Source organism: Gimesia sp. (assembly GCF_048260065.1).
Classification (GTDB): Bacteria; Planctomycetota; Planctomycetia; order Planctomycetales; family Planctomycetaceae; genus Gimesia.
In genome coordinates, this window is record NZ_JBLXHC010000001.1 from 196,032 (window position 1) to 208,799 (window position 12,768).

At 50.7% G+C, this 12,768-nt stretch carries 12 protein-coding genes; 7 read left to right on the plus strand and 5 right to left on the minus strand.

Annotated features, from left to right (window positions below; translation table 11 throughout):
- Positions 1 to 1,125 carry a tetratricopeptide repeat protein gene (locus tag ACN0YN_RS00730; RefSeq protein WP_417383055.1) on the plus strand — a complete coding sequence of 375 codons (1,125 nt, stop codon included), beginning with the start codon at positions 1 to 3 and terminating at the stop codon, positions 1,123 to 1,125.
- A gap of 27 nt (positions 1,126 to 1,152) precedes the next feature.
- On the opposite strand, the gene ACN0YN_RS00735 is transcribed toward ACN0YN_RS00730, so the two are convergent.
- From ACN0YN_RS00735 to ACN0YN_RS00750, 4 genes are all read right to left on the minus strand, one after another.
- Positions 1,153 to 1,536 (minus strand): Hsp20/alpha crystallin family protein, encoded by a 384-nt coding sequence (locus ACN0YN_RS00735; protein ID WP_417383056.1) that lies wholly within the window; start codon positions 1,534 to 1,536, stop codon positions 1,153 to 1,155.
- 9 nt (positions 1,537 to 1,545) lie between these two features.
- Positions 1,546 to 2,001, minus strand: coding sequence for an Hsp20/alpha crystallin family protein (locus ACN0YN_RS00740; protein WP_417383057.1), 456 nt, complete (start codon positions 1,999 to 2,001; stop codon positions 1,546 to 1,548).
- A 483-nt stretch (positions 2,002 to 2,484) separates the two neighbouring features.
- Complete coding sequence (locus ACN0YN_RS00745; RefSeq protein ID WP_417383058.1) at positions 2,485 to 3,894, minus strand: MFS transporter; 1,410 nt, start codon at positions 3,892 to 3,894, stop codon at positions 2,485 to 2,487.
- Between the two features lie 59 nt (positions 3,895 to 3,953).
- Positions 3,954 to 4,961 (minus strand): 3-keto-disaccharide hydrolase, encoded by a 1,008-nt coding sequence (locus ACN0YN_RS00750; RefSeq protein WP_417383059.1) that lies wholly within the window; start codon positions 4,959 to 4,961, stop codon positions 3,954 to 3,956.
- Between the two features lie 356 nt (positions 4,962 to 5,317).
- On the opposite strand from ACN0YN_RS00750, the gene ACN0YN_RS00755 reads away from it, so the two are divergent.
- Together ACN0YN_RS00755 and rpsT are read left to right on the plus strand one after the other, a co-directional pair.
- A complete protein-coding gene (locus ACN0YN_RS00755; RefSeq protein ID WP_417383060.1) occupies positions 5,318 to 6,757 on the plus strand; it encodes a tetratricopeptide repeat protein in 1,440 nt (479 codons plus the stop codon).
- Positions 6,758 to 7,008: 251 nt separating this feature from the next.
- The gene (gene rpsT, locus ACN0YN_RS00760; protein WP_417383061.1) at positions 7,009 to 7,281 is read left to right on the plus strand and encodes a 30S ribosomal protein S20; all 273 of its coding nucleotides are present in this window, start codon (positions 7,009 to 7,011) and stop codon (positions 7,279 to 7,281) included.
- A gap of 81 nt (positions 7,282 to 7,362) precedes the next feature.
- Here the strand turns inward: rpsT and ACN0YN_RS00765 are convergent, their stop codons facing one another.
- Entirely contained in the window at positions 7,363 to 8,172 is an 810-nt protein-coding gene (locus ACN0YN_RS00765) for an SDR family NAD(P)-dependent oxidoreductase (protein ID WP_417383062.1), read from the minus strand.
- Between the two features lie 140 nt (positions 8,173 to 8,312).
- On the opposite strand from ACN0YN_RS00765, the gene ACN0YN_RS00770 reads away from it, so the two are divergent.
- The 4 genes from ACN0YN_RS00770 (at position 8,313) to ACN0YN_RS00785 (ending at position 12,676) form a co-directional block, all read left to right on the plus strand.
- A complete protein-coding gene (locus ACN0YN_RS00770) occupies positions 8,313 to 9,134 on the plus strand; it encodes a sugar phosphate isomerase/epimerase family protein (RefSeq protein WP_417383063.1) in 822 nt (273 codons plus the stop codon).
- Positions 9,135 to 9,297: 163 nt separating this feature from the next.
- Positions 9,298 to 10,557 (plus strand): sulfate adenylyltransferase, encoded by a 1,260-nt coding sequence (locus ACN0YN_RS00775; RefSeq protein WP_417383064.1) that lies wholly within the window; start codon positions 9,298 to 9,300, stop codon positions 10,555 to 10,557.
- A gap of 233 nt (positions 10,558 to 10,790) precedes the next feature.
- On the plus strand, positions 10,791 to 11,327 hold the full coding sequence (locus ACN0YN_RS00780; RefSeq protein ID WP_417383065.1) for a sigma-70 family RNA polymerase sigma factor: 537 nt from the start codon (positions 10,791 to 10,793) through the stop codon (positions 11,325 to 11,327).
- The gene (locus ACN0YN_RS00785) at positions 11,324 to 12,676 is read left to right on the plus strand and encodes a FecR domain-containing protein (RefSeq protein WP_417383066.1); all 1,353 of its coding nucleotides are present in this window, start codon (positions 11,324 to 11,326) and stop codon (positions 12,674 to 12,676) included. The genes ACN0YN_RS00780 and ACN0YN_RS00785 overlap by 4 nt, the downstream gene beginning before the upstream one ends.
- The last annotated feature ends 92 nt before the right edge of the window (positions 12,677 to 12,768 follow it).

The window sequence follows — 12,768 nt, forward strand, 5'->3', positions numbered from 1 at the left end:
ATGAATCGCCTGACAGAATCTGAAAAACTGACGAGTCCTTTCGTTAAACAGAAAAGAAATCCCTTTTTATCCAGCGGTTTCCTGATTCTGACTGGCGGCTGTCTTGCGTTGTTTCTCTTTCTGCTGTTTGAATCCGAATCAGGGGATTCCAGTACCAGCCAGCCGACGGCTTCAGAAGCGTCTGCGCGAAATTCAGAAAAGGCAAAGCGGAAAGAACTGATCGCGTATCTCCAGAATCACCCCGATGATGAATTTGCCCATTTCCAACTGGGCGAACTGATTCAGGATCGCGCTCCCTTCCAGGCTCTGGAAAATTTTTCGCATGTCACAGAACGGCATCCCCGCTATTACGAAGCGGTCGAAGCCATTGCGAAGATTGCGATGGAGCAGGGACTCGATGATCGGGCGACGTCGGCGTTATTCATTCTGGTGCGTGAGTTTCCTGAAGAACGTCGCTATCAGAAAAGCATGGCGGAACTGCTGTTCCAACAGGGGAGATCCAACCGGGCGCTCAGATATGCCCGGCGTAATATCGAACTGGGGGGAGAAGCGGCAGACGACTATCTGCTGGTCGCTGAAATTTTAAAACAGGCAGGACGCACGATAGAAATGACGGGACCTTTGAAACAGGCTCTGTATCAGGAGCCCGGGTTGTATGACGCTCATTTAAATCTGGCGTATGCCGCTTTGTATTCGGGGGATCTGGAAACGGCGACGCGCGAAGCGAAATGGTGTCTTGCCGAAAAACCCGAGTCGACGACGGCGTTGCGGTATCTGGCAATCATCAATCGAAATCAGGGGAACATCGAGAAGTCGATTTCGTATATTGATCAGGCCATGGGCACTGATCCGGAGGATCTTGAATCTCTGCTGCTGAAAGCCGACCTCCTGATTTATCAGAGAAAAGGTGAGCAGGCTTATGAACTGTTAAAGCCTCTGTATGCGAATCAGCAGACTGACAGACGTTATATTTCTGCTTTGGCGCGCGCCGCTGGTTTAGCGGGCAAACGTGAGGAGGCGCTGGAACTGCAGCAACTCAATCAGAGGTTGATCAAGGAAGAAGATTTACGCCCCTCTTCACTACAGAGTGAGAGTGTGCAGAAGAGGCAGGCGGGGAGAAAGTAAACTTCGAATGTTGCAGAGAGTTTCCACTCAGCCCGTATTCACCTGGATTCGGCGTGGTTCTGCTTTGGGAGCTTTGGGAAGGAAAATCCGCAGGACCCCGTTTGCCAGCTTGGCTTCGATTTCGCTGTGTACAATTTCGCCGCTCAGGATGAACGAACGCAGATAATTGCCGACTTCGTATTCCTTATGTAAGGGACGTGCCCCCTCGGGAATTTGTGGTTCGACTCTTCCCAGCAGGGTCAGTTTATTGTCCTGAACCTGCAGCTCCAGCGAGCCGACCGAAACTCCGGGAAGATCCGCGTACAGCACAAGACCTTCGTCGGTTTCATAGATATCAATCGGCGGAGTGAAAACAAACTGCTCCGGGGAGGAAAGTTCCCTTGGTTCATCTTCGTTGTGTTGTCGGCTCATTGCTTTGTCCTATTCTCCTGAACTCACCGGAATCTGACGGGGAAGCTCTTCTTCCAGTTTGGGAAGATGAATCTTCAACACGCCGTCATTAAATTCAGCGGAGAGCTGCTCGTCCGAGATCCGATCCGGGATGCTGATTGATCTCTGCCATTCACCGAAGGTACGCTCTCTGCGACGGAATCGCTCTTCGGGAATGTCTCGATTATCCACCACTGGAGAATCGCGATGTCCCTTTAAAGTCAGTACGCCATTGGCGATGGTCAGTTCCAGATCCTGAACCTGCATCCCTGGCAGCTCGGCTGTGATCAGAAACTCATGTTCCAGTTCAAATATATTGACGGCAGGGTACTGGCGGGGCATACGAATTCCCTGAACGGTGAACTCAACCCCTTGAATCAAACGGTCGACTTCACGCTCCAGGTCCCGTAATGGATTCCATGACTGGTCCCAGCGAAATATCGGCATTTTCTCTATCCTTAAACGTCAGTGAATTTCAGCTGTATCCAGTAATAAGCAAAGGGCATACCATTTGGTAGTAGAGAGCCTTTTTCACTTAAAGGAGTTGTATGTTCCTGTTGTGTAATGGATTACGTCGTGGAAGCTGGCCTCGGAGATGGCAGGGAAAGGGGCTCGGATGTCAATCTGGCATGTGGATATCGTCACAATTGCGGTTCAGGACGGTGCCAATCTGGCAGGTTTAAGAGGCCGGACTTCATCGATCCCACTGTATGGGTTGGATTGATCCTGTTACCAGTGTTGTCCCAAAGAGAATCCCTGTGATGAAGATCAGCCGAAAAATCCAGAGCGCATACTTCGGCCCGAAAGAGATTGTGAGCCTTTGCCCTTTGCGAGTGTTAGCAACAAACCATTGTGCCTTGATCAAACCGATCAGGGAAAGGATCAGAAGGATTCCACCAATCAGTTGATGTTCTGCGATATGAAAAGGCATTAACCCAGGTCTTCTGTATGTGCCATCCGTTGAGATGTATCGGTTTTGGGAAACAGGACCCAGAACATGAGCGTGGCGAACAAAGCAATCGCCGCACTACTGAGCCAGATGCCAGGCCAGTCCCGCAGCATCTGTGCGGTTTCACCAGACAGGTTTTTCTGAGTGAATTCGATGATGCCCGTCTGCGAGGGAATATTCCATGTGGTGCGCACCAGCGTGTCTTTTCCCGTCGAAGTGAAATAGTCGCCGATCGATCCGCTGATGAACCCTCCGGCGAACATCCCGAGTCCAAACACGAACGTTCCGAAAAACGTCTGCATGCTGCCGCGTACATCCAGGGGTGAGACTTTATCCACATAGATATAAGCGGCGGCCAGGAAGCAGCCGAAGCAGAGTCCGTGCATCGCCTGTCCCACGCAGGTGAGGGCGATGGCGACCGTGAAGCCTTTCACGATGGCAACGGTTCCAATTGTGGATGCATAGGCAAAGATGAGACTGCGAACCAGATAGGAAAGCAGGCCGACCAGCATGACCGTTTTGAAGCCATACTTTTTAATCCCGAAGCCGAGGACCGCCATCACCAGAACTTCGAATACCTGACCGATGGAACTGATGCGTTGTTCCCAGGCACCGGTGACGTCCGCCTGCTTCAGGACCGCACTCAAAAACGGACTGTTCCATTGAAAGTAAAACTTATGCACGATTGATATGATAAAAGCGACAGTCACCAGGACCAGAAAATGGCGGTACTTGAGCATCTTCAGCACTTTTCCCGGGGCCAGATCTTTCTTGTCACTTTTCACAGGGGGAGTGTGAGGCAGAGTCAGACAGTAGGCCGCCATCACGAGTCCCACGACTCCTGCCATGGCGAGTACAACACCCCGACCCGTGTTAAGTGCTTCTCCTTTGAGATTCGCCAGAAAGACGCCCTCAGCGATCCAGGCGGGAACGACAAAACCGATCGTACCCCACAGGCGGATCAGAGGGAACTCTTTATCGGAGTCTTTCAGATGCTGGAAGGACAACGAATTCGTCAACATCATGGTGGGAACATACAGAATGGAATACAGCACGCCCAGGATTACAACGGGCCAAAAGCTCTGTTGTACGAACAGTGCCAGCATGATGATCCCGCCAGACAGGTGGCAGAACGCCAGCACACGTTCGGTCGCATAGTGGCGATCGACGATCTGCCCAAACAGGAAGGGGGCGAGCAACGGACCGACGGCCAGCGCTGCTCCAAACACACCAATCTGCCAGGCAGAGAAGCCCAGAGCCTGAATCAGATACAGAGTGATGATGGGCAGGTAGCATCCCTGCACAAAATACTGCAGAAACATCATCAGGCAGAGTCTGGTTTTCAGCGCGATTTCTGTACTTTCTGCAGGCAGATTTTCCGTGTCAGTCATCTGGGTGTGGCCCTCAATCAGGAAATCTCAGGATGGAAATGCGGTAAAGGAACGCTTGATTATTTTTCCTGCACCCAGATATTTCGGAAACGAACCGGATTGGAATGGTTCTGCAGAAACAGGGGACCTGCTACTGATTCATCCTTGTTGGTGCCGCCCGGAGTGGGCTCGTCAATTTCCTGATCGTCCTGCACGGTGACACCATTGTGCTTGACTGTGATGCGTGCTTTGGCAGTCTTGTTTCCGTCTTTGTCATATTTCGCGGACTGGAAATCGATATCATAAGTCTGCCAGGCCAGAGGGGGGAAGCACATGTTGACGCTGGGGGCTCCCAGTTTGTAGATGCCTCCGCATTCGTTGTCTTTGCCTTCCAGGCCGAATGAATCGAGGATCTGAACTTCGTATCGTCCCAGTACGTAGCAGCCACTGTTACTTCTGCCCTGTCCGCGAGCCTGTGGCATGAAGGGTAACTGAAATTCCAGATGCAGGTGACCATCTTTGAATTTCTGTTTGCTGGTGACGCCTTCTTTCAACAGACCGTCTGCAGTGATCTGACCATTTTCAAAATTCTTGACGGTCTGTTCTGCCTGGGCAGAATCAAACAGTACGATCGCGCCTGCCGGTGCTTTTTTGCCGAGCGTGGGGCTTTCGCGATGAACTTTCTCAAGCACGCCGACCTCATTTCCGTCTGAGTCGAACAGAGTCATTTCGCCGTCTTTGAGATCGCCGCGACCATGTTCCGAGACAAAGCTGATCACATCGCCTCGCTTTTCACCGGTGACGGTGATTTTCTCTTCCTGCTTCCAGCCATCACCGGGCAGGCCGCCGGGATAACCGACCGCGTCGAACTCGCCCTCTCCCTTTGCGATTACCTGAACGCCATATTTCAAAGCTTCATCACCTTCGCCGATGGTTCCCGAGTATTCTCCCTGGATCTTAAAGTCGGGGCCTGCCTTTTTAATGCTGGTCGCTGCCCACTTGGGGGATTTAGAGTCTGCCTGGCAGAGGTGTGTGAAAAGTAAGAGTGCACAGCAGCCTGAAAGGGCGCAAATCGAAAACTGCTTCATGGTATTCTCCCAAAGGCGTTCGTTGATCGGGTGGTGTATGGATTAATCGTTGAATGGAGTTCAGAGCCAGACAGGCTCCTGATTTGAAATCTATTGTGGGTTTCAGAGATCAGAGTTGCAAGTACAGTGACAGTGGTTTCTGGTCTGAAGGGGACGAGTGTGTATTAAAATTAAGTAAAACTTGTGATGGCAAGGTGTTAAAAAATCTTGTAAGATGTAACACTGATGCGTAATGAAGTATAACCACCGGAAGTGCGGGCAAACCCACCAGATCAGTAAGAGACTGCTCTCGCGCGGGCGTGTCGCTGGCACTCATTTATTTTGATTTGAGAATTTGGTTAACAGCGGAAGAGCAAATGACATCGGACAGAAACAAAAAGATCGCTGCAGACTGCTGGAGACGAGGCAATGAAGCCCTGTCGAAAGAGAACTGGGATTATTCCATTGAGATGTTCACAACCGCGGTGAAACTGGAACCGGAAGCTTTATTGTATCGCCAGACCAAGCGAGGGGCCGAGCGTAAAAAATATGGCGATAATCATTCCGGTTCGAAAATGGGAATGCTCAAGCTGGCTGGTCTGAAAACGAAAATCAAAAATTCCCGCCGCAAAAAAGACTGGGCGGCCGTAGATCAACTGGCTGAAGAAGGTCTGTCCCTGAACCCCTGGGATGCGGGATTAAATGCCGATATGGGAGAAGCCTGCGCCAACCTGGGCTACGAAGATGCAGCCATCTTCGGATACAAGGTGGCGATTGAGAATGATAAAACAAACAAGTCTTATTTCATGGAACTGGGAACACTGCTGGAAGAAAAAGGGGAATACAAACCGGCCCGAGAATGCTGGGAAATGGCGTTTAAACTTGATCCCATGGATGGTGAAGCCCGGTCTAAAGTGACTTCGCTGATGGCGACTGAGACCCGGGTTAAAGGCGGATATGAAGGTGCCGATAAGGCTAGTAGCGTCAAGAAACAGTCGGCCTACGACGAAGGGCGCGCCACCCGTGAGCAACGTCAGCAGGCTCAAAGAGGGAATGTGGCAGATGGTCCCGGGCAGTCACAGGAAGCAGACTTGCAACGGGCCATTCGCAAAGAACCGGAAAATAAGGACCATTATCTCCGACTGGCCGATTTCTATCGTCGTGAAGGGAAGCTGCTCGAATCCAAGGAGAACTACGAAAAGGCGTATGAACTTTCCGGAAAAGATTCGAATATCGGCGAACAGATCGAAGATATTGAACTGGAACTGCTGCGCGATAAACTGACCGCCGCCAAAGATCAGTTTAACAATGATCGTGAAAATGCAGAGGCGAAAAAACAGGTCACTCTGATCAGCAAAGCTCTGATTAAAAGAGAAATCGAAGTCTTTACCAAACGCGTCGAACGTTATCCGGCGGACATGAGAATCAAGTTTGAGCTTGCACAGCGATTCATTCGACTGAAGAAATGGTCGCCGGCGATCTCACTGCTGCAGCAGTCGGTTAAGGATTCCCGTATCAGCTCGGATGCACTGGTGGCGTTAGGAAAATGTTTCTACGCCGATGGGAAAAAAGAGCTGGCCAAACGCCAGTTTGAAAAAGCACTTCCGAAACTGTCATCAGATGAGAAACCTGAAATCTTCAAGGAAGCACATTACCTGCTGGGACGCTTGTACCAGGAAGCTGGGCAGAAGGATCTGGCAGATGATCATTACAGTGAAATTCTTGCCGTCGATTATGAATACAAAGATGCCCGTCAACGGCTGGAAGATGATGGCACCGGGGGAAGTGGTGGATCAGGTGAAGGAGTTCCTGCCTGAATGTGATCAGAGTGAGTGTGCGTATGTGTAGTTTTGTTGTGGGCTTTCCTGATGAATTTCCGTCATTAAAACTGCCGGTTTCCCAAAATTCCTGATAAAAGCTGGTAATAGCAGTTCGGAATAGCTGGAATATCGATCCGCAGGTTGTTAAACTCCTCAATCTGCCTGAGATCATCATGTGGCGACTGTCTTCAACGACGTGAGCCAGTTTGTATCGTAAACAGTTACTCAGATAATACTTAAGTCGAAACATGCCAAACACAAAAAGTGCCAAAAGAGCGTTGCGAAAAAGTGATGTCCGTCGTCTTCGTAATCGTTCCACCCGTTCGGAATTAAGAACCGCAATCAAAAATGCCCGTGTTGCAATCTCAGGCGATGATGCACAGGTCGCTGCCAAAGCTCTGCAGGCCGCTGCCAAGCAGATCGACCAGGCTGCTGCGAAAGGTGTCATTCACAAGAATGCTGCTGCCCGCACCAAGTCTCGTCTGGCTAAATCAGCCAATCAGACCAAAGCTGCTGAATAGTCCGCAGCTCTAAAAATACTGAGCCCTTCGTAGCTGGTTCCATTAATCAGGAACCGATTTCGAGGGGCTTTCTTTTTTTGATCACCAGTGCATGACGAATCCGCCATCGACGTTGATGGTCTGTCCTGTGACCTGCGATGCGCGCGCGGAACTGAGAAAGACGATCATGTCAGCGATGTCTTCAGGGGTCTGCCAGCGTTGAAGTGGCACGAGTTGTCTGATCTTTTCACCTGCCCAGTCTTCATATGATTTCTGATCTGCGGGTGCCTGTCGATTATTCCAGGCTTGCCAGACGGATCGATTTAGAGGCGTCTGCACCATACCGGGGCAGACCGAGTTCACACGGATTCCATGTCTGGCCAGATCTTTGGCGAGACACTGCGCAAAGTTGATGTTGGCTGCTTTAGAGGCACTGTAAGGGGGATCGGTCTGAGAGCCTATCTGGCCGGCGATCGAGCTGATGAAAATCATACTCCCTGTCCCGGCTTCCTGCATGACGGGAGCTACGGCGTGGGCAACATGCACCATGCCCTGCATGTTGACTTCAAACACGCGCGGCCAGTCTGCGGGGGTCAGGTTCGTAAACGGAAATCCAAACTTGCCGGAACCGATGGCAGCAGCATGCACCAGGTGAGTGATCTTTGAAGTCTGAGCGACGGTCTGTTCTGTCGTTTTCTGCACGGCGGTAAAATCCGTGATGTCGACCTGAAAGCCGGTGACGCTTTGCCCCGTTTCTTCGCTCAACTCTCGTGCAGTTTCAGACACCTTGTCCGACTGGTCCCAGAGTACAATTCCGGCGCCTTCCGCAGCAAATGTGCGGGCCGTCGCCAGACCGATGCCGCTGGCACCGCCGGTAATGACGACTGCCGCTCCCGTTAATTTCAGATCCATGTGTTCTCAGCCTGTTCAGAATGGGATTTCTATCAAAGAGTCGAACGCTCATTCTGATCAATGACTTTTCCCTCTGCAAGCGGGCTGTTATCTTAATATGACAGGAAATCGATTCAGGTTGAAACCGACGGAGGCAGACGATGAAACTGGGGATGATTAATTCCGCCTGGGCGCAGGCGGGCCGCGATACCGCCTGGGGACTGCAGAAAACAAAAGAGATCGGTTTTGACTGCGTCGATATCTTCATCGACCCGTTGGATGTGGATGTACGCGAACGCAGGCTGGTCAAGGACACCTGTGACCGTCTGGAACTGCCGATTGTTTCTGTCTGCTGTGTCGCCGTGGGATTAATCGACTTTAATGCCAGTGTCCAGCGATTTCATCTGCAGCGCGTCAAATCGTATCTCGATCTATGCTATGAATACGAGGCGAAGAATCTGCTGCTGGTGCTGGGAGAGTACATCTGGAACCGCGAAGTCATTCCGCCGGCAGAGCAATGGCAGCTCGCCGTTGATCACTGTCGGGAACTGGCCCGGTATGCCGAATCGCTCGGGCTGGAGATTGCTCTGGAACTGGAGCCTTTTCCGCTTTCGCTTCTAAACAGCGTCGATGCGATGGTACGTTTTGTCGATGAGGTCGATCATCCGGCTTTGAAAGCGAATATCGATGTTTCACATCTGATGCTGGCGAATGTGGAGCCAGTGGAACTCCGGAAACTGCAGGATAAGGCGATTCATGTCCATATTTCGGACTGCGACGGCAAAGTGCACGGCGATCTGCCTCCCGGGCGGGGAGTGGTTCCGTTTGCACCTTACCTTAATGAGATACGGGAGTTACACATTCCAGGCGCCATTTCGCTGGAGCTGGAATATTCTCCCGAACCCGACAAAATCGAGGAATGGGTGAGAGAAGCTTATACGGCAACGGATTTATTGATGAGGGAAGCGGGATTAAGAGGTTAAATTCCCCGGAAATCCTTCTGAAATAAGAGAGTTTTTTGAATTCGCTGAATCCGCGCGTCTGTTGCTTGAAGTTTTCCCTGCGTTTCCCTAATTTCGCAGCTGGAAACGCCCAATGGTTGGCGTTGCTTCTGGAACCCTTTTGTAAATATTGAGAATTCAAACAATGGCCGATCTTATTGCCCCTCATGGAGGTTTGAGCGAACCTGTCTGTTGTACAGTACCTGCTGGCGAAATTGACAGCTTCAAAGCCGAAGCAGCAGGACTTCCCCAGGTCCCTGTTTCTGCGGCGGATTTGTCAACCGTATATCGTCTGGGCGATGGCACACTCAGCCCGCTGACAGGCCCTATGAATGGTGAAGTTTTTAACCGCGTTCTGGACGAAGCCTGCATCGAAGTTAACGGCAAGCAGTACGCCTGGACGATTCCTCTGTCACTGCCCGTCACTTCAGAACTCGCTGCGACACTGTCTAGCGGACAGAAAGTGGCCTTAACCAATCCAGAGGGAGAGATCGTAGCTACTCTGGATATCACTGATGTATTCGAATGGGATAAACCCAAATACCTCAAGAGTGTTTATCAGACAGAGCGTACCGATCATCCTGGTGCCGCCATGGTACTCGAAGGTGACGCTGATAAAACTCATCTGATTGGTGGAGAAATTAAAGTTCTGCCTCAGCCTAAAAACAGCTCATTCGGTAAATACGTCCTCACACCTCGTGAAGTGCGTGCTCTGATCGCTGAAAAAGGCTGGGATGCTGTTGTCGCATTTCAGACCCGTAATCCGCTGCACCGTGCTCATGAATATGCACTCGTCTACGGTCTGGAATCACTGCTGAAGGCCGGCAAAAACGCAGGCGCTGTTCTGAATCCGCTGATCGGTGAAACCAAGAGCGATGACGTCAGTGCTGAAATCCGCATGGAAACCTATGAGAAGCTGATCGAAAACCGCGAACTGGGTGAAGGCGACAGTGATCCCGAGCTCTGGGGATCTCGCGAAGATACGCCTCCCGATCGTGTTTTACTGCTCGGTCTGGATATCAAAATGTTCTACGGCGGTCCTAAAGAAGCGGTCATGCACGGCATTTACCGTCAGAACATGGGCTACACTAACATTGTCATCGGTCGTAAGCACGCTGATGCTCCTTATGCTGATGGTACTGCCATCTGGGGTGACTTCGACGCACAGGAAATCTTCAATAACCTGGCTGGTGAACTGCTGATTGAGCCGGTCAACGTTGGATTTGCTGCCTACTACGAATCACTGGGCCGCGTGGACCTGATGGAAAACCATTCTGAAGAGAAGCCGGTTTTCATCTCAGGGAAACAGGTGCGTGCCACTCTGCAGGAAGGCGAAATGGTCGATCCACGTATCATGCGTGAAAGTACTTCCAAGATTCTGGCTGAAGCCATGAAAGTATCCTGATTTTTGATCAGGTTATCTGAATCGTTTGCCAAAGGCAGACAGGTCTTAAAGCCTGTCTGCCTTTTTTCGTGAACGGTCAGTAAGAAACAGTCATTGGCAGGAGCCACTCTGTTTTTTTTTCTGGTGTAACATGCTTTTTGCTGATTTTTTAATAATCTTCAAAATAGCGCGTAAAAAAATGAGATTCTGATTCCTTAATAACCTGGGAAGCTCAAACTCGTTGAAGGTAACTTATGTCTACTGATATGGATACACAATCAGAAGCTGCTCAACTGCTCCTGCAATATAAGGCACCATTGTATGCCTATATTCATGCGAGTGTGCGCAATCGTTCTGATGCAGATGACATTTTTCAGGAAGTGTCTGTTGCAGTGGTCGAGTCGTTTTCAAAGTTGGAATCGGAAGCCGGTTTTTTTCCCTGGGCTCGTGAAATCGCGTTTCGTCGTGTTCTGGCGTTCTATCGAAATTATGATCGGGAAAAACCAGTGAATCCGCAGCTGATTGCTGTTCTGGCGGAAGCGGCAGAGCGGGTCGAGCAGAAACAACCTGTTTCCAACCGACGGGAGAAGTTGCTGGAATGTCTGGATCGTCTGCCAGAGGTGAGCCGAAAGCTGATTGCCCGTTGTTATGACAATTCCGGCCAGAGCCTGGGAGCCATCGCGGCACAGTCTGGGCTCAAAGTGACCGCTTTTTATGCCAGGGTTCATCGCATTCGGGCCATCCTTCGAGAATGCATCGCGCAACGACTCCTGGAGGACTCCGTCGAATGATTCAACGAAATCATAATGATGACCGGCTGTTACAGCAGTATCTCGACAGATCAATGTCTCCGGAAGAACTCGATTCGTTTGAAGAACGTCTCTGTCAGGAAGAGGAGCTCGCCGAACGATTGATTGCTTTTGCCTGTGATGATCTGGTGCTGGCGGAATGGGGAGCTGCTTTAGAACGGGAGCAGCAGACAGTCTCAGCTGTGAGTACGACACACCCTGTCTCCGGTCAGATCTTTCACAGAGCGAATCGCACTGTCGTTGTATCGGTAATGGCTTCGATCTTCAGTGTGTTCCTCCTGCTGGGGGGATATCTGCTTTTCCAGTCTGTCATGAGCTCTCCCCGGGTTAACAGTCAGCAGCGGGTTGTTTTCAGTTCCGGTGAACCGGTTGAAAACCATATTAAACAGACGCTCAATGAGGGATCGGCTGAGCTGCATTTCCCCACCGGCGCGAAGGTACTGATTTCGGCACCGGCTTCGTATGAGGTGACCGGTAATAATTCGATGCATTTGCAGCAGGGTAGTTTTATCGCCAACGTACCCAGTTCCGGAATTGGATTTCAGGTTGATACGCCCCATGGTCGTGTGATTGACCTGGGAACTTTATTCTCTGTGCAGACCGTGGAAAAGCTTGACACGCGCGTTCAGGTTTATCGGGGAAAAGTGATTGCCTCGCTGATGAATCGCGCGGGAGGGGTCCAGTCGAGTAAACAGCTTTCAGAACATCAGTCTGCAACGATCAATTCTACAAAGAATGAAATCGAAGAAGCCGACGATTCACTTTCACTCGCTGAAAAGTGTGGCATCCTGCAGCATTCTGATTCGGTGGTTTTGCAGGAAAGCATGCCTGACGCCCTGGCAACCGGTAAATATCAGGTCTTCGAACATGACGCCCTGGCATTTGTGTTTCCGGAACGGACACAGGTTTCTCTGCATAGTGACCTGGAACTCGTGACGCAACCTGCAGAAACCAGATCAAAAAAGCGATCAGGCGTGATCACTGCCGGGACGAACGTCGACTGTTACCGGATCTATTATGATCCTGCGCAGAAAGAAGGAGCTTTTATTCCGGTGCAGGGGGAAATTCAATTTGACCGTCCGATCCTGGGGGTCATATTGGATCGAAAAGTACTGACTCAGACAGACAGACTGTTTCATCCACTCTGTCGGAATGATGCGAATCGTTTATTCATTCATCAGGGAACGGAAACTGATACCGGGGGTAAAGATCCCAAGGCCCGTTATGATAAAGTCACGATTTCGCCCGACAGGCACACGCTTTCCTTCATGTTGCTTTCAGGCGAACGTTTCGTTGATGAATTTCGCGTGATCGTTCAATCCCCCCAGTAAGAATCCCCCCGAATGAACTTACCTGCTAGACAAGCCGCTCCCTTAACTTCCCACTGATTTATTATATTCCCGTGTTCCCAATTCTTAACGAA

Bases quoted from the DNA above. Each gene is read 5' to 3' on its own strand.
- ACN0YN_RS00770 (WP_417383063.1), top strand. From the start codon at position 8,313: ATGAAACTGGGGATGATTAATTCCGCCTGGGCGCAGGCGGGCCGCGAT.
- ACN0YN_RS00785 (WP_417383066.1), top strand. From the start codon at position 11,324: ATGATTCAACGAAATCATAATGATGACCGGCTGTTACAGCAGTATCTC.
- ACN0YN_RS00775 (WP_417383064.1), top strand. From the start codon at position 9,298: ATGGCCGATCTTATTGCCCCTCATGGAGGTTTGAGCGAACCTGTCTGT.
- ACN0YN_RS00735 (WP_417383056.1), bottom strand. From the start codon at position 1,536: ATGAGCCGACAACACAACGAAGATGAACCAAGGGAACTTTCCTCCCCG.
- ACN0YN_RS00750 (WP_417383059.1), bottom strand. From the start codon at position 4,961: ATGAAGCAGTTTTCGATTTGCGCCCTTTCAGGCTGCTGTGCACTCTTA.
- rpsT (WP_417383061.1), top strand. From the start codon at position 7,009: ATGCCAAACACAAAAAGTGCCAAAAGAGCGTTGCGAAAAAGTGATGTC.
- ACN0YN_RS00765 (WP_417383062.1), bottom strand. From the start codon at position 8,172: ATGGATCTGAAATTAACGGGAGCGGCAGTCGTCATTACCGGCGGTGCC.
- ACN0YN_RS00730 (WP_417383055.1), top strand. From the start codon at position 1: ATGAATCGCCTGACAGAATCTGAAAAACTGACGAGTCCTTTCGTTAAA.
- ACN0YN_RS00780 (WP_417383065.1), top strand. From the start codon at position 10,791: ATGTCTACTGATATGGATACACAATCAGAAGCTGCTCAACTGCTCCTG.
- ACN0YN_RS00745 (WP_417383058.1), bottom strand. From the start codon at position 3,894: ATGACTGACACGGAAAATCTGCCTGCAGAAAGTACAGAAATCGCGCTG.
- ACN0YN_RS00755 (WP_417383060.1), top strand. From the start codon at position 5,318: ATGACATCGGACAGAAACAAAAAGATCGCTGCAGACTGCTGGAGACGA.
- ACN0YN_RS00740 (WP_417383057.1), bottom strand. From the start codon at position 2,001: ATGCCGATATTTCGCTGGGACCAGTCATGGAATCCATTACGGGACCTG.